This is a genomic window from Variovorax sp. PEI5 (genome assembly GCF_056679935.1).
This window is the reverse complement of record NZ_CM155257.1, coordinates 1836567-1860085: the sequence shown is the minus strand read 5'-3', so window position 1 is coordinate 1860085 and position 23519 is coordinate 1836567. Positions and strand designations below refer to the sequence as shown.

The following is a 23519-nucleotide window of genomic DNA, read 5'->3' as shown; positions in this document are numbered from 1 at the left end:
GGGCCCTGTTGCTTTTTTCCGAGGCTCCGCGAAGCCGTTTCGCCATTCCCGAATCCGGGGCGTCGAGGAACATCGTGGCATCAGTGCGATGGACTTCCGCCACCACGTGGCGGCCAGGTCGCCAGCACCACGCCGGACAGCGCCGGCACGAAGGCCAGCAACTGCGCACCGGAGAGCGATTCACCCAGCGCGAACACACCCACCAGCGCGGCGCTGACGGGCAGCATGACGGTGAAGACGCCGGCCTGCGCGGCGGGTACGTGCGCCAGGCCGGTCATCCAGAGCCACACCGTCCAGATGCTGGCGGCCATCGCATAGAACACGAGCAGCAGCCACATCCCGCTGCCGACCGCGCCGAAGTCGAAGTGCCAGGCCAGCCACAGGCCGAACGGGGTCGACAGCGCGAAGCCCCAGAGATTGATGAGCGAGGAGATGCGCTTGGGACCGAGTCGGCGGGTGAGGGATTTGCCGATCACGGCATAGGCGGCCTCGCACAGGACGGCGCAGAACACCAGCGCATTGCCCAGCCATGGCCAGGACCGCCGCATCGCGCCGGCATCCGACGCATCCGGCGCATGCATCGAGGTCGTCGATGGGGCCAGCGCCAGCAGCCCGATGCCGCAGGCCGCGCAGCCGATCGCCAGTCCCGTGCGCCACGTGATGCGCTCCTTCAGGAAGACGAAGCTGGCGGCGGCGACGGCGGCCGGGATCGACGCCATGATCACGCCCGCCGACACGGCGCTCGTCAGGCTGACGCCGAACAGCATGCAGATCGAGAACATGAAATTGCCCAGGAACGACTCCAGGAACACCAGGCCCCGGGTTCCCATGGTCATGGCCGGTTCGTCCGCACCGCGTCGCAACCAGTGGGGCATGGCGAGGGCGGCGATCCCGAAGCGCAACCAGGCCAGCAGCAGAACGGGGAACACCGCCACCAGGGGCTTGGACAGCGCGACGTAGCTGCCGACCAGCGTCGTGCTGAGCGCGAGGCAGCCATAGGCGACCCAGCGGCTGCCTGGGGAATCGGAACTGTTCAAGGGCGAAGCGGGTCGGGCCGGGCGTGAATTCGAAGAGGCGGCCGATGATGCCCGATGCATACACGCTCCCGACCAGATGGCCCGGGACCTGCCTTTTTCACAGTCAGGAACGGATTCCGCATCATGGGAAATTGATATGTTGCGCTGCGGTATATTTTCTCGATATGAGATATCGAATTCCGCATTGAAAAATTGTCATCGTAAGATGTTGATTTCATTAATGAAAAAATAACTCTTATATAAGACATAAGACATTTCAAAGCCGTTAAAGTCATGTCATGGCAGCAGCACTCGATCAGCTGATGCCAAGCAAAGATCAACAACCTCCCGGAGTGACTCACCATGCCTCAGACCCTCACCGAACAGCTCAGCCGCGAACAGCAGATCGCCGCCCTCGAAAAGGATTGGGCGACCAACCCGCGCTGGAAGGGCATCAAGCGGGGCTACAGTGCCGCCGAAGTGGTCCGCCTGCGCGGTTCCTTCCCCATCGAGCACACGCTGGCGCGCCGTGGCGCCGAGAAGCTCTGGGACCTCGTGCATGACGAGCCCTATGTCAACTGCCTCGGCGCGTTGACGGGCGGCCAGGCGATGCAGCAGGTGAAGGCCGGCATCAAGGCCATCTACCTGTCGGGCTGGCAGGTCGCCGCGGACAACAACAGCTATGCCTCGATGTATCCGGACCAGTCGCTCTATCCGGTCGACTCGGTGCCGACGGTGGTCGAACGCATCAACAACACCTTCCGTCGTGCCGACGAGATCCAGTGGTCCAAGGGCACCAATCCGGGCGATGCCGGCTACATCGATTATTTCGCGCCGATCGTGGCCGATGCGGAAGCCGGCTTCGGCGGCGTGCTCAATGCCTTCGAGCTGATGAAGGCCATGATCAAGGCCGGTGCCGGCGGCGTCCACTTCGAGGATCAGCTGGCCTCGGTCAAGAAGTGCGGCCACATGGGTGGCAAGGTGCTGGTGCCGACGACCGAAGCGGTCCAGAAGCTGATCGCCGCACGCATGGCGGCCGACGTCTGCGGCACGCCGACGCTGGTCATCGCCCGCACCGATGCGGAAGCCGCCGATCTCATCACGAGCGACTACGACGAGAACGACAAGGCCTTCATCACCGGTGAGCGCACGGCCGAAGGCTTCTATCGGACCCGCAAGGGCATGGATCAGGCGATCAGCCGCGCCGTGGCCTATGCCCACTACGCCGATCTGGTGTGGTGCGAAACCGGCACGCCCGACCTGGAATTCGCCCGCAAGTTCGCCGAGGCCGTGCACAAGGTGCATCCGGGCAAGATGCTGGCGTACAACTGCTCGCCGTCGTTCAACTGGAAGAAGAACCTCGACGATGCGACCATCGCCAAGTTCCAGCGCGAACTCGGTGCGATGGGCTACAAGTACCAGTTCATCACCCTCGCCGGCATCCACTCGATGTGGTTCAACATGTTCGACCTGGCGCAGGACTATGCACAGCGCGGCATGTCGGCCTATGTCGAGAAGGTCCAGGAACCCGAATTCGCGGCCCGCGACCGTGGCTACACCTTCGTCTCGCACCAGCAGGAAGTCGGTACCGGCTACTTCGACGAGGTGACCACGGTCATCCAGGGCGGAAAGTCGAGTGTGACGGCACTGACGGGTTCGACCGAGGAAGAACAGTTCCACTGACCCTTCGGCGGACGGACGGAGTCTGGCAGATAGAATCTCCGGCTCCGTCCCCGCAACAAGAGCGAGAAAGGCATTCTGGTTATGACACCGCGAACTACGTCCGACGCCTGCCCCGGCGCTACCTCCGAAGGAGCGCGCCGGTAATCCCGCGCGTCGGCGATCGCCGTCAGTCCACCAGCAAAGCGCGGTCGTCACCGCGCTTTTTTGTTTTTCACGCTCAAGATTTCCTCATGATTCAAATCACGCTTCCCGACAACTCCCAGCGCGAGTATCCCGGCCCGGTCTCGGTGGCCGACGTCGCCCGATCGATCGGCCCCGGACTCGCGAAGATGACGGTGGCGGGCAAGATCGATGGTCGCCTGGTCGACGCCAGCGACATCATCGACCGCGATGCCAAGGTCCAGATCATCACCCCCAAGGACGACGAGGGCCTCGAGATCATCCGCCACTCGACGGCCCATCTGGTGGGCCACGCGGTCAAGCAGCTCTATCCGACGGCGAAGATGGTCATCGGTCCGGTGATCGAGGAGGGCTTCTACTACGACATCTCGTACGAGCGCCCGTTCACGCCCGAGGACATGGCGGCGATCGAGCAACGCATGAAGGAACTGATCGCGCAGGACTACGAGGTCGTCAAGAAGATGACGCCTCGCGCCGAGGTGATCGAGGTCTTCAGGTCGCGTGGCGAGGACTACAAGCTTCGCCTGGTCGAGGACATGCCCGACGAACAGGCCATGGGCCTGTACTACCACCAGGAGTACGTCGACATGTGCCGTGGCCCGCACGTGCCCAACACGCGTTTCCTGAAGGTCTTCAAGCTGACCAAGCTCGCCGGTGCCTACTGGCGTGGCGATGCCAAGAACGAACAGCTCCAGCGGATCTACGGCACGGCCTGGGCCGACAAGAAGCAACTCGATCAATACATCCAGCGCATCGAGGAAGCCGAGAAGCGCGATCACCGCCGTCTGGGCAAGGAGCTCGACCTCTTCCACATCGACGAGGTCGCGCCCGGCGTGGTCTTCTGGCATCCGAAGGGATGGGCGGTCTGGCAGGCCGTCGAGCAGTACATGCGCCAGATCTACAAGGACACGGGCTATCAGGAAGTGAAAGGCCCGCAGATTCTCGACAAGAGCCTGTGGGAGAAGACGGGCCATTGGCAGAACTATCGCGACAACATGTTCGTCACCGAGTCGGAAAAGCGTGAATATGCGCTGAAGCCGATGAACTGCCCGGGCCATGTGCTGATCTTCAAGTCGGACCTGCGCAGCTATCGCGATCTGCCACTGCGCTATGGTGAATTCGGCCAGTGCCATCGCAACGAACCCAGCGGCGCGCTGCACGGGATCATGCGGGTGCGCGGCTTCACGCAGGACGATGGTCACATCTTCTGCACCGAGGACCAGATCCTGGAAGAGTGCGTGAACTACACCGCGCAGCTCCAGAAGGTCTATGCCGATTTCGGTTTCACCGACATCCTCTACAAGGTGGCGACTCGCCCCGAGAACCGCATCGGCTCCGATGCGCTCTGGGACAAGGCGGAACATGCCGTCATGGAGGCGCTGCGTCGGTCGGGGGTCGATTTCGTCATCGCGCCCGGGGACGGGGCCTTCTACGGTCCGAAGATCGAATACACGCTCAGGGACGCCATCGGCCGGCAATGGCAGTGCGGCACGATGCAGGTCGACTTCAACATGGCCGAGCGTCTGGGTGGCGAGTACGTGACCGAGACCAGCGGCCGTGCCTATCCTGTCATGCTGCATCGGGCGATCGTCGGCAGCCTGGAGCGCTTCATCGGCATGCTGATCGAGCACCATGCAGGTGCATTGCCTTCCTGGCTCGCGCCGGTACAGGTCGCGGTGCTCAATATCAGCGAGGGGCAGGCCGATTACGCTGCTTCCGTCGCTAAAACGCTGCAGAATCAAGGGCTTAGGGTTCAGCTTGACCTGCACAACGAAAAGATTACGTATAAAATACGGAAGCATTCGTTGCAAAAGCTTCCCTATATCCTCGTCGTGGGTGACAAGGAGAAGGAAGCAGGTGCCGTCGCAGTGCGCGCCCGGGGCAACATTGACCTCGGTGCCATGTCGGTGGAGGCGTTCTTACAGAAGGTCGCCGACGATATCCAGCACAAGCGCTGATTTTTCGATTGAAAAACAGGTTTGTGGGCGCAATCTGCATGGCGATCGCTGCCATTCCGGCCGCAAACTGTTTGAAGGATCCTGACCATCGCTACTGCATTCCGCGACCGCCGCCACCGCGAGGAACGCCAACACCGCCTTAACCGGGAAATCATGGCCCCGGAAGTCCGCCTGATCGGGCCCGAGAACGAGCCGTTGGGCGTCGTGAGTCTCATGGAGGCTCTGCGCCTCGCCGGCGATCAGGATGTCGACCTCGTGGAGGTCGTCGCTGCGGCCAACCCCCCGGTTTGTCGTCTGATCGAGTACGGCAAGTTCAAGTATCACGAGCAGAAGAAGGCGGCTGAGGCGAAGTCCAAGCAGAAGATCGTCGAAGTCAAGGAAATCAAGTTCCGCCCGGGCACCGATGATGGTGACTACAACATCAAGATGCGCAACATCAAGCGCTTCCTTGAAGAAGGGGACAAGTGCAAGATCACGTTGCGTTTTCGCGGTCGCGAGATCACGCACCAGGAACTGGGTCTGGCACTTCTGCAGCGCATTCGCGATGAATTGGGAGACACCATCATGGTCGAGCAGTTTCCGAAGCTCGAAGGGCGTCAGATGATCATGATGATCGCGCCGGGCCGAAAGAAGGCGGGTGCCGCCAAGCCGACGAGCGACGTCACGACGCAATCGCCGGCGACCGCCTGAACCGCATTCCTGGCCGTTCGCGGCTGATGCGTTTTCAGGTCGAAGGATTAGTCACAGGGTTTCGGGTGGTGGATGGTGCGAGTCGTCGACCAGTCGGAAAAAAGAAGTGTCTCGGGGCCAACAAGTCTGCGGATCATCTGCAGCGCCTCACGAGCACAAATTAAAGGAGCATTCACATGCCCAAAATGAAGACCAAGAGCAGCGCGAAAAAACGTTTCCGCGTTCGTCCCGGTGGCACCGTCAAGCGCGGTCAAGCCTTCAAGCGTCACATCCTGACCAAGAAGACCACCAAGAACAAGCGCCATCTGCGTGGTGCAGTCACCGTCCACGAGACCAACATGGTTTCGATGGCCGCGATGCTGCCCGGCATGGGCATTTAATTCAGACGAACAAGGAGTAAATACATGCCTCGCGTCAAACGTGGTGTAACGGCTCGCGCCCGCCACAAGAAAGTTCTCAAGCTCGCCAAGGGTTTCCGCGGTCGCCGCGGCAATGTCTTCCGCATCGCCAAACAGGCGGTGATGAAGGCTGGCCAATATGCCTACCGTGATCGCCGCACCAAGAAGCGCGTCTTCCGTCAATTGTGGATCGCGCGCATCAACGCCGCATCGCGTGAATTGGGCATGACCTACAGCCAATTCGCCAATGGCATCCGCAAGGCCGGCATCGAGATCGACCGCAAGGTCCTTGCCGATATCGCCGTGCATGACAAGGCCGCTTTTGCCGGCATCGTGGAACAAGTCAAGGCGAAGCTGGCAGCTTGATTTCCGTTTGCCGGGAGGTCGACCCTTCGGGCGGTCGACCGCGCCCATGGCACGAGGGCTGGCGCTTGAAGAAAGCACCAGCCCTTTTTTATTTTCTCCCTGAAGAATTTCATGAACGAGCTGGAATCCCTGGTCGAGACTGCACGGGCCGCCTTCGCCGCTGCGGCATTGCCTGCGGAGCTTGAGAACGCCAAGGCGCGTTTCATCGGCAAGTCCGGACGCATCACCGAGCTGATGAAGGGCATGGCGCAGCTGCCCGTCGACGAGAAGAAGTTTCGCGGTGCCGCGATCAACGTCGCCAAGCAGGCCATCGAGACCGCATTGTCCGAACGTCGCCAGCAGCTGGCAGACCTGGAACTGGAAGTACAGTTGCGGGCGGAGGCACTCGACGTGACCCTGCCGGGGCGTCGCCGCACGACGGGAGGTCTGCACCCGGTGAGTCGAACGATGGAACGCATCGAGGCCATCTTTTCCAGCATGGGTTTCGATGTCGCCGATGGTCCAGAGATCGAGAGCGACTGGCACAGCTTCACCTCGCTGAACAATCCTCCGAACCATCCGGCCCGTTCGATGCAGGACACGTTCTATGTCGACATCAAGGGCGAGGATGGCGTGTCGTACAACCTGCGTCCCCATACGAGTCCGATGCAGGTGCGCTATGCCCATCAGCACATCGCCAAGCACGCGGCCGCCTTCCAGGCCGCAGCGAACGACACCAGCGGAATGGTCAAGGCGCCCGAGATCCGGGTGATCGCTCCGGGACGCACCTATCGTGTCGACAGCGATGCCACGCATTCGCCCATGTTCCATCAGTGCGAAGGCCTGTGGCTGGGTGAGAACGTCAGCTTCAAGGACCTCAAGGTCGTTTTCACGGACTTCTGCCGTACCTTCTTCGAGAGCGACGATCTGGTGCTGCGCTTTCGCCCGAGCTTCTTTCCGTTCACCGAGCCGAGCGCGGAGATCGACATCCAGTTCCAGAGCGGGCCATTGGCAGGGCGTTGGCTGGAAGTGGCCGGATCGGGCCAGGTGCATCCGAACGTGGTGCGCAACATGGGTCTCGATCCCGAACGCTATATCGGCTTCGCTTTCGGCATGGGTCCCGACCGGCTCACCATGCTGCGCTATGGCGTGAACGACCTGCGCCTCTTCTTCGACGGCGACCTGCGATTCCTGTCGCAATTCCAGTGACGCGCTTCGGACTTCCCGCGTCACCCATCGATCCCTGAGAGAACAACGAATGCAATTTCCCGAGTCCTGGTTGCGCGAGTTCTGCAACCCGCCGCTGTCCAGTGCCGAATTGGCCGAGACGCTCACCATGGGCGGCTTCGAAGTCGAAGAGCGAAGCCCCGTGGCGCCGCCGTTCAGCCGCATCGTCGTCGGCGAGATCAAGGAGGCCGTGCAGCATCCCAACGCGGACCGCCTGCGCGTATGCCAGGTCGACGTCGGCCGGGATGCGCTGCTCAACATCGTCTGCGGTGCGCCCAACGCGCGCGTCGGCATCAAGGTGCCCTGCGCGTTGGTGGGGGCCGAGCTGCCGCCCGGTGAGGATGGCAAGCCCTTCCTGATCAAGCTCGGCAAGCTGCGTGGCGTCGAGAGCCAGGGCATGCTCTGCTCGGCGCGCGAACTCAAGCTCAGCGAAGACCACGAGGGATTGCTGGAGCTGGACAACGATGCGCCCCTGGGTGCCGATGTCCGCGACGTCCTCGCGCTCGACGATCTGCTCCTCACGCTCAAGCTCACGCCCAATCTGGCGCATGGCCTGAGCGTCCATGGCATCGCGCGCGAATTGTCCGCGCTGACCGGCGCGCCCCTGGAGACACCGGCCATCGCGCCCGTGGCGGCATCGCTGGACGACATGCTGCCCGTCAGCGTGGAGGCTGCCGAACTGTGCGGACGCTTCTCAGGGCGCGTGATCCGCGATGTCGACACCACCGTCAGGACGCCCGCCTGGATGGTCGACCGGCTCGCGCGTTGCGGTCAGAGAAGCGTGTCGCCGCTGGTCGACATCTCCAACTACGTGATGTTCGAGTATGGCCAGCCGACCCACATCTTCGACCTGGACAAGATCCACGGAGGTCTCGTGGTGCGCTGGGGGCACGCGGGCGAGCAGCTCAAGCTGCTCAACGGCAGCAACGTGACGATCGACGAGAAGGTGGGCGTGATCGCCGATGCGCGCGGCATCGAGTCGCTCGCGGGCATCATGGGCGGCGATGCGACCGCGGTGTCCGACAGCACCCGACACATCTATGTCGAGGCGGCGTTCTGGTGGCCCGAAGCGATCCAGGGCCGGTCGCGACGCTTCGGCTTCACGACCGATGCCGGGCACCGCTTCGAACGTGGCGTCGATCCGAGCCGCACCGTCGAGATCATCGAACGCATCACTCGGCTGATCGTCGACATCTGCGGTGGCTCGGTCGGTCCGGTCGACGACAAGATCCTCCGGTTGCCCGAAGCCGAGCCGGTCACGCTGCGCGTCGCACGCGCGGCCCGGGTCATCGGCATGCCGGTCACCCAGGCACAGTGCGTCGATGCGATGCGACGTCTCGGGCTGTCGGTCGAGGAGGGCGACGGCGTCGTCATCGTCACGCCGGCGCCCCACCGGTTCGACCTGCGGATCGAGGAAGACCTGATCGAGGAGGTCGTACGGCTGATCGGCTACGACAAGCTGCCCACGACGCCGCCACTCGCTCCCATCACCGCCCGCATCCGTCCCGAAGATCACCGTGGTCGTTTCGCCGTGCGCCATCAGGTGGCCGGACTCGGCTACCAGGAGACGGTCAATTTCAGTTTCGTGGAAGCCCACTGGGAGCATGAACTCGCGGGCAACGCCGATCCGGTGAAGCTGCTCAATCCGATCGCCAGTCCGATGAGCGTCATGCGTTCCTCCCTCATGGGATCGTTGCTGCAGGTGCTCAAGTTCAATCTCGACCGCAAGGCGCAGAGCGTGCGGGTCTTCGAGATCGGTCGCGTGTTCATGCGTGATGCGAGCGTCGCGACCACCGACACCACGGTCAAGGGCATCCATCAACCCATGCGGCTGACCGGTCTGGCCTGGGGCGACGATGCCGCCTCGCGCTGGAATGGCAAGCCGCAGCGGGTCGATTTCTATGACGTCAAGGGCGACGTCGAAGCCTTGCTGGCACCGCGTCTGGCGACCTTCGAGCCCGTCGAGCATCCGGCGCTGCATCCGGGCCGCTCGGCGCGCGTGATGATCGACGGCCAAGCCATCGGTGTCGTCGGCGAGCTGCATCCTCGCTGGCGCCAGAGCTGGGATCTGGCCCAGGCGCCGCTGCTGTTCGAACTCGATCTGGAGGCGGTCACGCCGAGACCGGTGCCGGTCGCCCGGCCCGTGCCGAAGCATCAGCCCATCGAACGCGACATCGCCGTGATCGTGGCAGAGGAAGTCACTCACCAGCGTTTGATCGATACCATCAAGGCGACGTCGACGCAGGGCATGCTGCGTGATGCCGTCCTGTTCGACATCTATCGTCCGCAACCCGCGCGCGAGGGTGCCACGTCCGGAACGGCCGGCCTGGCATCGGGAGAGAAGAGCATGGCGGTGCGGCTGGTCTTCCGGTCCGAAGGTCAAGCCCTGAACGACGAACAGGTCGAACCGGTCGTGCGCGCCATCGTCGAGCAATTGGCATCGACCCTGGGCGCGCGTCAGCGAGGATGAACAGGATCATGGATTTCACGCTCGAAGCACTGGAAACGCCTGCCTTGACCAAGGCACATCTGGCCGAATTGCTGTTCGAGCAGATCGGCCTCAACAAGCGTGAATCGAAGGACATGATCGAGGCCTTCTTCGAGCTGGTGGCGACCAGCCTGATCGAAGGTACCGACGTCAAGATCTCCGGATTTGGCAATTTCCAGATCCGCATGAAGGCGCCCCGTCCCGGGCGCAATCCCAGGACCGGGGAAGCCATTCCGATCGGCGAACGTCGCGTTGCCACCTTCCATGCAAGCGCCAAGCTCAAGGAGCAGATCCAGAACGGTGGAGGCAGTGGGTCCGAAGCGGTCTCGAATGTCGATGCGACCGAGATCGAAGTTTGGCGGGTGGGCGCCGAATAAGTGCTTGGTCCGCTGCGGGCACGTGGAGTAATCTTCGAGATTTGGCCTGCACCGTATTGATTTCAATGGAGAAAATGCTTCCACCGATTCCTGCCAAGCGTTACTTCACGATCGGTGAGGTCGGTGAGCTGTGTGGCGTGAAGCCGCACGTTCTGCGTTATTGGGAGCAGGAGTTCACCCAACTGCGTCCCATGAAGCGACGCGGCAACCGACGCTACTACCAGCACCATGAAGTGCTGATGATCCGCCGGATCCGGGATCTGCTCTACGACCAGGGCTTCACCATCAGTGGGGCCCGCAACAAGCTGCAGGAACTGGCGCAATCGGAGCGGGAGCGGCGCCGGGCCATGGTGGAAAACGTCATGGCCACTCGTTTCACGCCAGACGAAGTCGATGACCCCGATGGCCCCGAGGAGTACGGCGTGGAGGGGGTCGAAGCGACGGATATCGATCAGGAAGTCTGGGATGCGGCTGTGCACGAGCCCTTCGCACCGATGTCCACGACGCTGACCACGACCTCGCTCGACGCCATGCCTGCATCGAACGACGAGAGGGATCTCGCGCGATGGCAGGATCTGAGACGCGAATTGTTGGAAATTCGGGAGCTCTTTGCTCTGGAGCCCGGCGCGCGACAGCTATAATCGAAGGCTTCGGTGTGTGGCGCAGCCTGGTAGCGCACTTGCATGGGGTGCAAGGGGTCGAAGGTTCGAATCCTTTCACACCGACCAACATGGAAAAGGGTTGGCAACTTCACGGTTGCCAACCCTTTTTTCTTTTCGCCGACCCCGCGCTCGGCAGGTCGGCCCGACATCATCGATTGAGCTCGTACGGGAAATTGCGTCCTGCGATCCGGAACCCCGCCAGGACAAGCGCGCGCAGATGCTTGCGTGCCGTGACCTTGCCATGGGTGAAAGCCTGGCGCGCCGGGTAGAACGCATGGATCATCGCCTCACGACTTGCACTGCGCTGCTTGCGAAGCTGACGAAACTGCCGCTCGAGAGTGATGCCCAGCGAGGCGGGGCCGAAATGTTCGTCGAAGACCCTGCGGGCGGCGGCGCCGCGCTCCTGCCACTCGTGCTCGCGCGAGCGAATGATGGCGTCGAGTTGAGGAAGCTGCTTCTCTTTCACGAACAAGCAGAAACTCCAGTCGACACCCTCGACCGGAATCCAGGTATCCGCCATCACCACGGGTGCGATGCCCATCTCCATGGCCTCGAACATGCGGATGCTCGAGGGACTGGCGCCTCTTGGACACAGGGCGAATTTCGAAGCCCGCATCGTCTCGACATACACGCGCTGCTGGGTGCTCTTGTCGACCTTGCCGCCGGCGTCCGGAGCCCAATGCTTGTAGTAGTCGGTCGGTGCCACATGCACGTCCGGCAGATCGAGCGACTTGTAGTGCCGGAACAGCCGCTTGCGCAGCATGCAGGTGCTGCCGCCCATGAAGCTGTAGAGCAGCGTCTTGTCCATCGGCTCGTCGATCAGTCGATCGATCCAGCCGTTGCGCTTGCCCTGTGCCGAAAAGAGCGAGGTGTAGGGGCTGCAGGTCAGGGCCCGATGGCGTGACAGCAGACCGGTGTAGTTCGATGCATACAGGGCCGGGATGTAGTAGTCCATGACATCCGAATCGGAGATCGTCACGCACTTCTCCGGAAACCGGTGATAGGCGTCCATCTGGCGGATGGATGCGGCCTCGCCGTCGCTCATGACGATGACTTCCGCCTTGTCCAGGTCAGGGGTCAGAACGATGTTGTCGAACTGCTGGAGCACACCCGTCAACTCGCGATGGTGACGCTGGTCGGGAGTGCCTGTGACATGAAGCACGATCATGGGTTGTCAGTCTTTCGCTGGACCAAAAATGTCCTGTGTCAAGAAAATATTAAAGTTTTATGTGTCTTAATGCACAGTAATGCATTTTTAATATACGTCCTTATTTGAGATGTTTTTGTAAGAAAAAAAGAAACAATCTTTAATTTGGCGCTGCGGTGTACGGTGTCCTGGCCGTTTCCAGGCTCATTGCTCGAGAGAACCGGACGACATGCGAATGCGAAAGAAGGCCGATCTGCCGCAGAAGAACTGCCTGGCTTGCGGTTTGCCCTTTGCCTGGCGGAAGAAATGGAGCAAGGACTGGGAGGAGGTCAAGTACTGCTCGGAGCGCTGCAGACACGCGCGTAAGCAGGGTTGATGCTTTTGCGTTCCACGATTCATGGCGGGCAGATGTCTGGCGCCCTGTCGGTCCGCGCCGACGCCACATGGGCTTCGCTGCTTGCGCGAGCGCGTGGATCGGCTTCTAAAAAGAAGCCATTCAAGGAGTCTCACATGGCACATGGCAGCGATCTTCCGGTTCCCGATCTTCCGACCCCCATCACGACGCCGGATCCCGTCGAGTCCGATCCATCCCAACTTCCGGTCGAGCCCGAGCTCGATCCCGCAAGCCCCACCAAGCCGTTGAGCGTCGCCGGTTTTCTGATGGCCAAGACCATCGTCGGCGGCACGCGCCTGCTGCACACCGCGACGGCCTTGCGCTTCAGGGCCAATCGCCAATTCATGCGCGCGGCGTCATTTCGCTGGCCCGATGCCAAGGCCTCGATGAGCCGGATCTAGCGGAGTAGATACTTTGCCGGCTTGAGATAAGCTGGCCGCATGAACGATCTTGATTGTGTTGTCGTCGGTGCGGGAGTCGTGGGCTTGGCCGTAGCCCGCGCATTGGCCCTGCAGGGGCGTGAAGTGATGGTGCTGGAGTCGGCTTCCTCTATTGGCACGGGCATCAGTTCACGCAGCAGCGAAGTCATCCATGCCGGCATGTATTACCCCCAGGGTTCACTGAAGGCCCAGTTGTGCGTCGAGGGCAGGGGTCTGCTCTATGCCTACGTCAACGAGCGTGGCGTCGCGCATCGACGCTGTGGCAAGCTGATCGTCGCGACATCCGCGGCGCAGGTAGGCTATCTGCAGAAGATCCTGGCCAGCGGCATCGCCAATGGCATATCCGATCTCTCCCTCCTCGGCGCCGAGGAAGCCAAGGAGATGGAGCCACAGCTTAAATGCCAGGCGGCACTGCATTCCCCCAGCACCGGCATCATCGACAGTCATGCGCTCATGCTCGCCTACCAGGGCGACATCGAAGGCATGGGGGGTATGGTCGTGTTCCGTTCCCATGTGGTTCACGGACGTTGCGATGCCGAGGGCATCGAACTGGACCTGGGCGACGATACGCTCGTGCGATGCCGGACGCTGGTGAATGCCGCCGGTCTCGGCGCACCCGCGCTGGCGCGGAATCTGGATGGATTGCGGGCCGATCTCGTGCCCACGCCCTATTACGCCAAGGGCAGCTATTTCACCCTGGCTGGCAAGGCGCCCTTCGATCGTCTCATCTATCCGGTGCCCGAAGCCGCTGGGTTGGGCGTGCACCTGACGCTGGACCTGGGCGGACAGGCTCGATTCGGTCCCGATGTCGAATGGGTGACGTCGCCCGACGATCTGGTCGTCGACCCCCGGCGCTGCGCCGGTTTCTATGCCGAGGTGCGACGCTACTGGCCGGGTTTGAAGGACGACAGCCTGGTGCCGGCCTACGCCGGCATGCGGCCGAAGATTTCGGCGCCCGGCGAGCCGGCTGCGGATTTCTGCATCCAGGGTCCCGAGGTGCATGGCATCCCGGGTCTGGTGAACCTGTTCGGGATCGAGTCGCCGGGGCTCACCAGCAGCCTGGCCATCGGTGCCCGCGTGGCGGGCATGCTGGCGACCGTCTGAGTCGTCCGTCACATCGATTGGCATGCCATTTGCAGGCATGCGAGTTACCGGCGCTCGGCCGGCATTTCGCTTGAAGGAACGTTTCTCCCATGAGTGCAGCCAACAATCTCGAAGCCGCGTCCAATGCGGTCATCGAGGATATCGCGAGCGAAGTCAAGGTCGTGCTGGGCAACGCGGAGCTGGCGGCCAATCCCCAGATCAAGGCACTGCGACAGCGTCTGGAAGCCAAGATCACGATCGCGCGTGAGCTCGCGGCCGAGAAGGCCAAGATAGCGGCCCAGAAGGCGAAGGAAGCCGCCAACACGGCCAATGCCTATGCTCACGACGAGCCCTGGCAGATCGCTGCGGGTGCCATGGCCGTCGGTCTGCTGGTGGGCCTGCTGATCTCGACGCGACGCTGACGACGTCCAGCGTCGCGATCGACGCAGCCTCGAATCCTTCGAATGAGCCGCTCAGGGCTTGGAGCGGCGCAGGGCCTGGGCCGTCTGCGTGATCAGTCCGGGCCCACGATAGATCAGTCCGGTATAGATCTGCACGACATCGGCTCCCGCCTCGATCTTGGCCACGGCATCGTCGGCATCGAGGATGCCGCCGACGCCGATGATCGGATACCCGGTTCCGAGCGCACCGCGCAGTTGCCTGATGACCTGATTGCTCGTCTCCCGCACCGGAGCGCCCGACAGTCCGCCGGTCTCGCCCGCATGGGCCAGGCCCTGGACCGCTTCCCGGGACAGGGTGGTGTTGGTCGCGACGACGCCGTCGACGCCGTGGCGTCGGAGAGCGGCGGCGATGACCTCGACCTGCGTCGCCACGAGATCCGGTGCGATCTTGAGGAAGAGCGGCACCCGTCGCGACTGCGCTTGCGCCAGGCGCTCGCGCCGTTCCACCAGGATCTCCAGCAGGCGGTCGAGCGCCTCGTCGCTCTGCAGCGAGCGCAGGTTGGCGGTGTTCGGGCTGGAGACATTGACCGTCACGTAGTCGGCGTGCGGATAGACGCCTTCCAGGCAGGCCAGGTAATCGTCGGTGGCACGCTCGATCGGCGTCGAGGCGTTCTTGCCGATGTTCAGGCCCAGCAACATCGGTGGCGGGCCTCCAGCGGCGCCGTGCCGCTGGCGGAAGCGCGAGCGCTGGACGTTGTCCAGGAAGGCATCGAGCCCGTCGTTGTTGAAGCCCAATCGGTTGATCAACGCATGGCGCTCCGGCAGGCGGAAGATGCGCGGTCTCGGATTGCCCTGCTGGGGCTTGGGCGTGACGGTGCCGACCTCCACGAAACCGAAGCCCATCGCCGAGAAGGCGTCGATGCAGCGCGCGTTCTTGTCGAGCCCGGCGGCGAGTCCGACCCGATTGGGAAACGTCAGGCCGGCCAGGGTGACCGGATCGTCGACCCGCCGGACCCGGTAGAGATGTTCCAGTGGCGTGTTCTGGCTGCGCTGCAGGGCATCGAGCGTGATTTCGTGAGCATGTTCGGGATCGAGTCCGAAGAGCAGGGGGCGGGCGAGTCCATAGAGGGACGAGGTCAGCGGCATCGGATAATTCCCGGCTTCGATGTGTTCAAGACAACCCAGGATTCTCCCCGATGACCACCCCTCGCTTCACCCAGGACGAACTCAAATCGCAGGTCGGACGCGCCGCGCTCGATCACGTCGTCAGAGGCGCGATCGTCGGCGTGGGAACTGGCTCCACGGTCAACAAGTTCATCGACGCGCTGGCCGACATCAAGGACGACATCGAAGGCGCGGTGTCGAGCTCGCAGGCTTCGACCGAACGGTTGCGGGCGCTCGGCATTCGGGTGTTCGACAGCAACGAGGTCGATGAACTGGCCGTCTACATCGACGGCGCCGACGAGATCGACGGCCGGGGCTTCATGATCAAGGGCGGCGGCGCGGCGCTCACGCGCGAGAAGATCGTCGCCGCCCAGTCACGTACCTTCGTCTGCATCGCCGATGCCTCCAAGCGCGTCGAGGTGCTCGGTGGGTTCCCGCTGCCGGTCGAGGTGATTCCCATGGCGGCGCGGCGCATCATGCGCGAGTTCGAGCGGCTCGGAGGCATCGCCCAGGTGCGCGAGAAGGAGGGCGTGGCCCTGGTGACCGACAACGGCCAGCACATCGTCGACGTGACCGGCCTGAGGATCACCGATCCGCTCGGCTTCGAGAGCGAGGTCAACCAGTGGCCGGGCGTGGTGACGGTGGGCGTCTTCGCCCGCCAGCGTGCCCATGTCTGCCTGCTGGCCACGCCCGAGGGCGTCCGCACCCTGCGCTTCGACCAGACGGCCTGACGCGCTGGCCGGCCGGCGATCCGGCGCCGGCTAGAACTGGATGCCCGCCGGGTTCTGCGGCGACGGACCGCGCGGAACGGGGACGGCGGGCGCCGGCAGGTCGGATGCCGACACCGGATCCCGTGCCGGCGAGCCCGCAGGCGTTGCTGGGGCCGGCGTCAGTGCCACCAGCGGCTGCGCCGCCGGGCGCCGATAGCCAGCCGGCAGCGCGATGCTCCTCGGATAGCCCGCTGCATCGAGATACTGGGACCATTCGGTGTCCGCGAAGCCCTTGAGCTGCTGCGCCCCGATCGACAGCAAGGGCAGGACGTTCTGCCCGCTCAGCCGCTGCAGGGCATCGCTGTCGGCGACCGTCCTGACCTGTCGCTCGTCGAACGGGATGCCGCGCGCGGCGAGCAGGGCCCGTCCGGCATCGCACGGCTCGCAGGCATCGCGTGTGTAAAGCGTGACCGGATAACGCTGCATGACCTGCCGCAGCTCATAGGGCAGACCGACCGCGCTGCCGTCGAGCGCCGAGGCGCCGGAAGGCGCCAGGGGCTGGACACCGGCCGCCGGAGGCTGATCCGAGAACACGACCTGGCCATTGCGGTCGAGATGGCGGTAGATCGGCTGGGCCAGGACCAGCGCCGGTCCGGCTGCCGCCCACAACGTGACGACGCCACCGAGCGTCCGGGCCAATGAAGCAGCAGTCATCATGAGAATGAAGGCCTTCGTGATGTGGAGAACGGCACGAGTATGTCAGGCGCGCCCGGCGCCGCGTCTCCCTGCGGCCCCGCCTCAGGCCGGCTGTGCCTCGGACATGCCCTGGTGGCGCAGCAGCGCGTCGAGCTGGGGTTCGCGGCCCCGGAAGGCCTTGAAGGACTCCATGGCGCTGCGGCTGCCACCGGCCTCCAGGATGGCCTGACGGTACTTGCGTCCGGTCTCGACGCTCGGCTCGCCGTTGTCGCCGACCGTCTCCTCGAAGGCCGCATAGGCGTCGGCGCTCAGCACCTCGGCCCACTTGTAGCTGTAGTAGCCGGCCGCGTAGCCGCCCGCGAAGATGTGGCTGAAGGTGTTGGGCGTGCGACTGAAGGGCGGCGATGGCATCACCGCCACTTCGCGACGTACATCGGCCAGCAGTGCCAGCACGCCACCGGCCGGCGCCGTGGCGGCCTGGTACTCGGTGTGCAGCAGCATGTCGAACAGCGACAGCTCGATCTGGCGCAGGGTCTGCAGGCCGCTCTGGAAGTTCTTGGCCGCCGTCATCTTGTCGAACAGCTCGCGCGGCAACGGCAGGCCGGTGTCGACATGCGAAGTCATGTGGCGCAGCACATCCCACTCCCAGCAGAAGTTCTCCATGAACTGGCTCGGCAGTTCGACCGCGTCCCACTCGACGCCACTGATGCCGGAGACGTCGCGCTCGTTCACGCGGGTGAGCATGTGATGCAGTCCATGGCCGAACTCGTGGAACAACGTGGTCACGTCGTCGTGCGTGAGGAGGGGCGGCTTGCCGCCCACGCCTTCGGCGAAATTGCACACCAGCTGCGCGACGGGCGTCTGCAGGGCCCCGCTGTCCGGGCGGACCCAGCGTCCGCGCACGTCGTCCATCCAGGCACCGCCGCGCTTGCCCTGGCGAGCCGACGGATCGAGATAGAACTGGCCGACGAGCTCGCCCTCGCGCTCGATCCGATAGAACTCCACGGTCGGATGCCAGACCGGTGCCGAGTCGCGACGGATCGACACCTCGAACAGCGTCTCGACGATCTTGAACAGGCCGGCCATCACCTTGGGTGCCGGGAAATACGGCTTCACTTCCTGTTCGCTGAAGGCATAGCGCGCTTCCTTCAGCTTCTCGCCGATGTAGCTCCAGTCCCAGGGCTGCGGATCGTCGAGGTTCAGCTGCGAGGCCGCGAAGGAACGCAGGTCGACCAGGTCGCGCTCGCCATAGGGGCGGGCCTTGACGGCCAGGTCGCGCAGGAACTTCACGACCTGCTCGGGCGAGTCGGCCATCTTGGGCACGACCGAGAGTTCGCCGAAGTTCCGGTAACCCAGCAACCGCGCTTCCTCCTCGCGCAGCGCGAGGATCTCGCCGATGAGCGCGGTGTTGTCGAAGGCCGGATCGCCCAGGTCGCTGGCGCGGGTGCCGAAGGCGCGGTAGAGCCGTTCGCGCAGGGCGCTGCTTCTGGCGAACTGCATGACCGGCAGGTAGCAGGGCATCTTCAGCGTGAGCTTGTAGCCGGCCTTGCCCTCGGCCTCGGCAGCGGCGCGGGCGGCGTTCACGACGTCCTCGGGCAGGCCCTCGAGCTCGCTCGCATCGGCGTAATAAGCGAAGGCATCGGTCGCGTCGAGCGAGTTCTCGCTGAACTTCTGACCCAGCTCGGCCTGCCGTTCCTGGATCTCGGCGAAACGCTCCTTGGCCGTACCCTGCAGATCGGCACCGCCCAGCACGAAATTGCGCACCGCGTTGCGATGGGCCTGGCGCTGCTCCGCATTGAGCGCGGAAGGGTCGATGGCCTTGTACTTGGCGAACAGGCGTTCGTCGGATCCCAGGCGGGTCCAGAACGCGGTGACGCGGGGCATGGCCTCGTTGTAGGCGGCGCGCAGCTCGGGCGTATCGGCCACGGCGTTCAGGTGTCCGACGGCGCCCCAGGCGCGCCCGAAACGCTCGGAGGCGACGTCCAGCACCTTCGAGATGGCAAGCCAATCCGCCGGGAACTCCGGTGCGGTCACGGTCTGCAGCGCGGTTTCCGATTCGGCGAGGAGGGCATCGACGGCGGGCGCGACGTGCTCGGGCCGGATCCGGTCGAAGAGCGGCAGGTCGGTGAAGTCGAGAAGCGGATTGGACATGGTGTTCATGGAGATCATCTGGCGCCGCGGTGCGGCAAGTTCAAGTCGTCTGGGCCGCCCGTTCGGCTGCTTCCAGCGTGTTGACGAGCAGCATCGTGATGGTCATGGGGCCGACGCCGCCGGGCACCGGCGTGATCCAGCCGGCGACCTCGCGCACGCCGGCGAAATCCACATCGCCGCACAGCTTGCCGGCCTCGTTGCGGTTCATGCCGACGTCGATGACGACGGCGCCGGGCTTGACCATGTCGGCGGTCAGCACGTCGCGTTTGCCGACGGCGGCGACCACGACGTCGGCCTGGCGCGTGAAGGCACCGAGGTCGGCGGTGGCGCTGTGGCACATGGTGACGGTGGCATTCTTCGCCAGCAGCATCAGGGCCATCGGCTTGCCCACGATGTTGCTGCGACCGATGACCACCGCGTGCTTGCCGCGCAGGTCGTAGCCGATCGATTCGAGCATCTTCATGCAGCCATACGGCGTGCAGGGCCAGAAGCCGGGGGCGCCGGTCATCAGCGCGCCGGCACTCGCGACGTGGAAGCCGTCGACGTCCTTGTGCGGTGCGATCGCCTCGATCACCTTCTGGGCGTCGATGTGCGCGGGCAGGGGCAGCTGCACCAGGATGCCGTGGATCGCCGGGTCCTCGTTGAGGGCCTCGACGCGCGCGAGCAGCTCGGCCTCGCCAAGCTCGGCCGGATATCTCTCCAGCACCGAATGCAGGCCGTTGTCCTCGCAGGCCTTGACCTTGTTGCGCACGTAGACCTGGCTGGCGGGGTTGTCGCCAACCAGCACCACGGCCAGGCCGGGCGTGGTGCCGCGCGCCCTCAGGGCGGCGGCGCGGGCGGCCACGTCGGCGCGCAGGGTGTGCGAGAGGGCGTTGCCGTCGATCGATTGGGCTGTCATGGGAGGGGTCGATTTTCCAAGTGGAAACGCCCGCTTGCGCAGGCGTTCTGAACGGTTGTCGCTATCCGTGCGATAGCGGGATCAAGGGGTCTTGACGGCCGGCTGGACCTGCCCGAGCGCAATCTTCAGCAGATCGGCGACGGTGTTGGCGTTGAGTTTCTCCATGATGTTGGCGCGATGCGCCTCCACCGTCTTGATGCTGATGCCCAGGTCGTCGGCGATCTGCTTGTTCAGGCGTCCGGCGACGATGCGTTCGAGCACCTGCGCCTCGCGGCCGGTGAGCTTGGACAGCAGCGCGTCGCGGCTGGCCGACTGCTGGTGCTGGGCGAAAGCATCGCGGGCGTGCTCGAGCATGCGCTCGACCAGCGTCACGAGCTGGTCTTCGTTGAAGGGCTTCTGGATGAAGTCCATGGCGCCCTTCTTCATCGAGTCGACCGCCATCGGCACATCGCCATGGCCGGTGATGACGACGATCGGCAGGGGCGAGCGGCGCTCGATCAGGCGGTCCTGCAGCTCGATGCCCGACATGCCGCTCATGCGGATGTCGACGATCAGGCAGGCGACTTCGCGCGGGTCGTAGCGGGAGAGAAAGGACTCGGCGGAATCGAAGCAGCGGACCCGGTAGTCCTTGCCCTCGAGCAGCCATTGGAGCGAGTCGCGCACCGCTTCGTCATCGTCGACGACGTAGACCGTGCCCTTCTTCGGAATCAAGCTCATGCGGGTACCTTTGCCTCGTCGTTTGCTATGGAATTCGTAGCGTCCATCACCGGAATCCAGAAGGAGAAACGGCATCCGACCACATCCGAACCATTGTAGATGTTCTCCGCCTGCATCCGGCCGCGATGGGACTCGACGATGGTGCGGCAGAGATTCAGGCCGATGCCCATGCCTTCGGGCTTGGTGGAGAAGAAGGCCTCGTAGAGCCGGTCCATGACCTCGGGCGCCAGACCGCGTCCGGTGTCCTGGACCGAGAACTCGACCGCCGCCTGGCCCTCGATGGTCTTGGGCAGCACCCGGAGTTCGACGCTGCGCCGCGCCAGCGGCCGGCCGGCGTTGTCGATCGACTCGGCCGCGTTCTTCAGCAGGTTGACCAGCACCTGCTCGATCAGGATGGGATCGACCCGCACGATCGGCAGCCGCGCCGCGACATAGTGGTTGAGCCGCACGTTGTGACGGCGCAATTCGATGCCGGCGAGTTCGACCGCCTCGCTGACCATCGTCGCCACGTCCGAAGGCGTGCGATTGGGCTCGCTGCGCTTCACGAACGAGCGGATGCGCTGGATGATCTGGCCGGCGCGCTGCGCCTGCTTGGAGGTCTTGTCGAGTGCGGCGAGCAGGGCGTCGGTGTCGATCTGCTGGTTGCGGATGCGCGACATCATCCCGTTGCAGTAGTTGGTGATGGCGGTCAGCGGCTGGTTGAGTTCGTGTGCCACGCTCGAGGCCATCTCGCCCATCGTGATGAGCCGGCTCGACGCATGCGCCCGGTCGGCCTGCGCGGCGGCGAGTTCCTCGGCATCGCGTCGCGGCGTGATGTCGGTGGCGATGACGAGCTGAGCGAGCCGGCCGTCGACCCAGGTGAGATAGCGCGAGCGCACCTCCAGCCACTTGCCCAGTTGCGGCACGAAGATCTCGTTGTTGGCCGGCTGGGCGGCGGTCAGGGTGTCGATCGGCAGGCCGGCGAACGGATCGACGTCGTCGAGCGCATCGTCGTGCGCGGCCGAGGCCGGCACACCCGCCTGCGCCACCATGCCCAGGTGGCCGATGGTGTCGGAACCGAACCAGAGCCGGTAGAGCTTGTTGGCGAACAGCAGCTCCTCGCTGCCGATGGGCGCCACCGACACCGCCGCGTCGAGGGCTTCCAGCACCGTCGTGAAGCGCTCGTAGGAGGCCGACAGCTGCTCGCGGATGCGGGTGGGCTCGGTGATGTCGGTCATCGAGGTCATCCAGCCGGCCTGATGGCCGCGGGCGTCGATCAGTGGCGAGACATAGAGCCGGGCGTTGAAGACGGTGCCGTTCTTGCGCCGGACCCGCACCTGGAAGCCGCCGGGCAGGGCGCGGCCGTGGATCTCCTCCTCCAGCCGTTCGTTCATGACCTCGCGTTCGGACTCCAGCCAGTAGGGGAAAGGCGGCTTCTTGCCGACCAGGTCGGCCTCGCTCCAGCCCGTCATGGCGCAGAAGGCGGCATTGACATAGGTGATGCGGCCCTCGAGATCGAGCACGCGCATGCCGGTCAGCATGGAGTTCTCCATCGCGCGGCGGAAGTTGGTCTCGGCCACCAGGGCCTGCTGCGTCTGCAGCCGGCGCCGGGTGTGGCGCCAGGTGCCGATCAGCATCCAGGCGGTGAGCACGCTCAGTGCGCCGACCAGCCAGAACAGTCCGTTGCCCACCAGGCCCGGGGACGTGCGATAGGCCTGGGCGCGCAGGATCAGGCCGTTGCCCACCGGCGAGACCGGGACCTCGTATTCGTTGATGCGCTCGGCCCAGGGCAGCATGCGCGTCCCGCTCTCGCGCGGATTGGCCGTGTTGCCCGCCAGCATGCCGCCCTTGCCGTCGAGCAGCGAGACGGCATAGCGCGCGGCCACCTCGGGCGGCACGCCATAGCGCAGCAGGCTGTCGATGGAGAACTCCCCGAGCACGACGCCGGCGAACAGGCCCTGCTCGTAGAGCGGGATGTGCAGCTGCAGCATGCTGTTGGGGTCGTCGCTCTTCATCGGCTGCGAATAGACCGGCTGGCTCAGCTCGCGCGCCAGGGCGTAGTTGCTCTCGATCTCGCCCGGCCGCAACACCTCGTCGAGCGGATGCTGCTGCGCGGGATGCACGCTCGGGGCGGCGTGGCTGGCCTTGAAACGGCGGCGGTCGTCGATCCAGCTGAGGGCCTGCAGCTCGGGGTATTGGCTGATGAGCGATTCCGCCCGGCTGGTGAATTCGGGCCCGTCGATCTCCCGGTTGGAGGCATCGCGCGCCAGTCGCATGAGCTGCTCCTGACGCTCCAGCAGACGCAGGCGCAGGCGCTGCTGGGCGTATTCCACATCGCGCTTGACCGACTCCTGCTCGCGCTCGACTTCCTCGGCGCGCAGATACCAGAAGGCGGACACGATGGCCGCCAGGAACAGCACCACCGCGGCCAGGGGCGCCAGCATGGCCACCGCGTCCTGGAGCACCGGTGTCTGGCGGCGCCACCAGCGGCGCCACCACGACAGCGGCGACGTCTTCACGGCGCTTCGGGCAGCGGCTAGCGGGCTGAAAGGGGGCATCCGACCGAGTGTAGGGGAAGCCCCTAATGTGTCGGTCACGACGCCTTTTGAAAAACCGTTCAGACTGACAACCGCCTGTCCCGGTCAGGTCTTCGGCAATTTCTTATAACGCCCAAATTTCACATGAAGAAAACATAAAACACCATTTGAAATCAGC

The 23519-nt window shown here is 64.2% G+C and carries 22 protein-coding genes and 1 tRNA gene; 15 read left to right on the top strand and 8 right to left on the bottom strand.

Annotated elements, in window-relative coordinates:
* Nucleotides 1-80 precede the first annotated feature (80 nt).
* The gene (locus AC1MLT_RS08550) at nt 81-1037 is read right to left on the bottom strand and encodes a DMT family transporter (RefSeq protein WP_481031869.1); all 957 of its coding nucleotides are present in this window, start codon (nt 1035-1037) and stop codon (nt 81-83) included.
* A 342-nt stretch (nt 1038-1379) separates the two neighbouring features.
* Between AC1MLT_RS08550 and aceA the strand changes: the two genes are divergently transcribed.
* The 10 genes from aceA to AC1MLT_RS08500 all read left to right on the top strand — a co-directional run bounded on the left by aceA (nt 1380) and on the right by AC1MLT_RS08500 (nt 11090).
* Entirely contained in the window at nt 1380-2699 is a 1320-nt protein-coding gene (gene aceA, locus AC1MLT_RS08545; RefSeq protein ID WP_481031867.1) for an isocitrate lyase, read from the top strand.
* Nucleotides 2700-2929: 230 nt separating this feature from the next.
* Entirely contained in the window at nt 2930-4837 is a 1908-nt protein-coding gene (gene thrS, locus AC1MLT_RS08540) for a threonine--tRNA ligase (protein WP_481031865.1), read from the top strand.
* A 78-nt stretch (nt 4838-4915) separates the two neighbouring features.
* A complete protein-coding gene (gene infC / locus AC1MLT_RS08535; RefSeq protein ID WP_481034948.1) occupies nt 4916-5527 on the top strand; it encodes a translation initiation factor IF-3 in 612 nt (203 codons plus the stop codon).
* 176 nt (nt 5528-5703) lie between these two features.
* The gene (gene rpmI, locus AC1MLT_RS08530; RefSeq protein ID WP_132733279.1) at nt 5704-5907 is read left to right on the top strand and encodes a 50S ribosomal protein L35; all 204 of its coding nucleotides are present in this window, start codon (nt 5704-5706) and stop codon (nt 5905-5907) included.
* A gap of 24 nt (nt 5908-5931) precedes the next feature.
* Nucleotides 5932-6291, top strand: a complete 360-nt coding sequence (gene rplT / locus AC1MLT_RS08525) for a 50S ribosomal protein L20 (RefSeq protein ID WP_481031863.1) — start codon at nt 5932-5934, stop codon at nt 6289-6291.
* 111 nt (nt 6292-6402) lie between these two features.
* A complete protein-coding gene (gene pheS / locus AC1MLT_RS08520) occupies nt 6403-7479 on the top strand; it encodes a phenylalanine--tRNA ligase subunit alpha (RefSeq protein ID WP_481031862.1) in 1077 nt (358 codons plus the stop codon).
* Between the two features lie 49 nt (nt 7480-7528).
* On the top strand, nt 7529-9967 hold the full coding sequence (gene pheT, locus AC1MLT_RS08515) for a phenylalanine--tRNA ligase subunit beta (protein ID WP_481031859.1): 2439 nt from the start codon (nt 7529-7531) through the stop codon (nt 9965-9967).
* A gap of 8 nt (nt 9968-9975) precedes the next feature.
* A complete protein-coding gene (locus AC1MLT_RS08510; protein WP_481031857.1) occupies nt 9976-10362 on the top strand; it encodes an integration host factor subunit alpha in 387 nt (128 codons plus the stop codon).
* A 65-nt stretch (nt 10363-10427) separates the two neighbouring features.
* Complete coding sequence (locus tag AC1MLT_RS08505) at nt 10428-11003, top strand: MerR family transcriptional regulator (RefSeq protein ID WP_481031855.1); 576 nt, start codon at nt 10428-10430, stop codon at nt 11001-11003.
* Nucleotides 11004-11013: 10 nt separating this feature from the next.
* A tRNA-Pro gene (locus tag AC1MLT_RS08500) sits at nt 11014-11090 on the top strand.
* A gap of 82 nt (nt 11091-11172) precedes the next feature.
* Here AC1MLT_RS08500 and AC1MLT_RS08495 read toward each other — a convergent pair.
* On the bottom strand, nt 11173-12192 hold the full coding sequence (locus tag AC1MLT_RS08495) for an exostosin domain-containing protein (protein ID WP_481031853.1): 1020 nt from the start codon (nt 12190-12192) through the stop codon (nt 11173-11175).
* A gap of 208 nt (nt 12193-12400) precedes the next feature.
* On the opposite strand from AC1MLT_RS08495, the gene AC1MLT_RS08490 reads away from it, so the two are divergent.
* The 4 genes from AC1MLT_RS08490 (at nt 12401) to AC1MLT_RS08475 (ending at nt 14510) form a co-directional block, all read left to right on the top strand.
* Nucleotides 12401-12547: a DUF2256 domain-containing protein gene (locus tag AC1MLT_RS08490; RefSeq protein ID WP_481031852.1), complete on the top strand. Its 147-nt coding sequence runs from the start codon at nt 12401-12403 to the stop codon at nt 12545-12547.
* A 134-nt stretch (nt 12548-12681) separates the two neighbouring features.
* Nucleotides 12682-12966 carry a hypothetical protein gene (locus tag AC1MLT_RS08485; RefSeq protein ID WP_481031850.1) on the top strand — a complete coding sequence of 95 codons (285 nt, stop codon included), beginning with the start codon at nt 12682-12684 and terminating at the stop codon, nt 12964-12966.
* Between the two features lie 39 nt (nt 12967-13005).
* Nucleotides 13006-14109 carry an NAD(P)/FAD-dependent oxidoreductase gene (locus AC1MLT_RS08480; RefSeq protein ID WP_481031848.1) on the top strand — a complete coding sequence of 368 codons (1104 nt, stop codon included), beginning with the start codon at nt 13006-13008 and terminating at the stop codon, nt 14107-14109.
* A gap of 89 nt (nt 14110-14198) precedes the next feature.
* Nucleotides 14199-14510 carry a glycine zipper domain-containing protein gene (locus AC1MLT_RS08475; RefSeq protein ID WP_481031846.1) on the top strand — a complete coding sequence of 104 codons (312 nt, stop codon included), beginning with the start codon at nt 14199-14201 and terminating at the stop codon, nt 14508-14510.
* 51 nt (nt 14511-14561) lie between these two features.
* Here AC1MLT_RS08475 and AC1MLT_RS08470 read toward each other — a convergent pair whose 3' ends face one another.
* Nucleotides 14562-15635 carry a quinone-dependent dihydroorotate dehydrogenase gene (locus AC1MLT_RS08470; protein ID WP_481031845.1) on the bottom strand — a complete coding sequence of 358 codons (1074 nt, stop codon included), beginning with the start codon at nt 15633-15635 and terminating at the stop codon, nt 14562-14564.
* A 50-nt stretch (nt 15636-15685) separates the two neighbouring features.
* Between AC1MLT_RS08470 and rpiA the strand changes: the two genes are divergently transcribed.
* A complete protein-coding gene (rpiA, locus tag AC1MLT_RS08465) occupies nt 15686-16384 on the top strand; it encodes a ribose-5-phosphate isomerase RpiA (protein WP_481031843.1) in 699 nt (232 codons plus the stop codon).
* A gap of 30 nt (nt 16385-16414) precedes the next feature.
* Here the strand turns inward: rpiA and AC1MLT_RS08460 are convergent, their stop codons facing one another.
* From AC1MLT_RS08460 to AC1MLT_RS08440, 5 genes are all read right to left on the bottom strand, one after another.
* On the bottom strand, nt 16415-17080 hold the full coding sequence (locus AC1MLT_RS08460; protein ID WP_481031841.1) for a glutaredoxin domain-containing protein: 666 nt from the start codon (nt 17078-17080) through the stop codon (nt 16415-16417).
* Between the two features lie 81 nt (nt 17081-17161).
* Nucleotides 17162-19219: a M3 family metallopeptidase gene (locus tag AC1MLT_RS08455; protein ID WP_481031839.1), complete on the bottom strand. Its 2058-nt coding sequence runs from the start codon at nt 19217-19219 to the stop codon at nt 17162-17164.
* 31 nt (nt 19220-19250) lie between these two features.
* Nucleotides 19251-20108: a bifunctional methylenetetrahydrofolate dehydrogenase/methenyltetrahydrofolate cyclohydrolase FolD gene (folD, locus tag AC1MLT_RS08450; protein WP_481031837.1), complete on the bottom strand. Its 858-nt coding sequence runs from the start codon at nt 20106-20108 to the stop codon at nt 19251-19253.
* A gap of 81 nt (nt 20109-20189) precedes the next feature.
* Nucleotides 20190-20825: a response regulator transcription factor gene (locus AC1MLT_RS08445; protein ID WP_481031835.1), complete on the bottom strand. Its 636-nt coding sequence runs from the start codon at nt 20823-20825 to the stop codon at nt 20190-20192.
* Nucleotides 20822-23362: a PAS domain-containing sensor histidine kinase gene (locus AC1MLT_RS08440; RefSeq protein ID WP_481031834.1), complete on the bottom strand. Its 2541-nt coding sequence runs from the start codon at nt 23360-23362 to the stop codon at nt 20822-20824. Before AC1MLT_RS08440 ends, AC1MLT_RS08445 begins: the two co-directional genes overlap by 4 nt.
* Between the last annotated feature and the right edge of the window lie 157 nt (nt 23363-23519).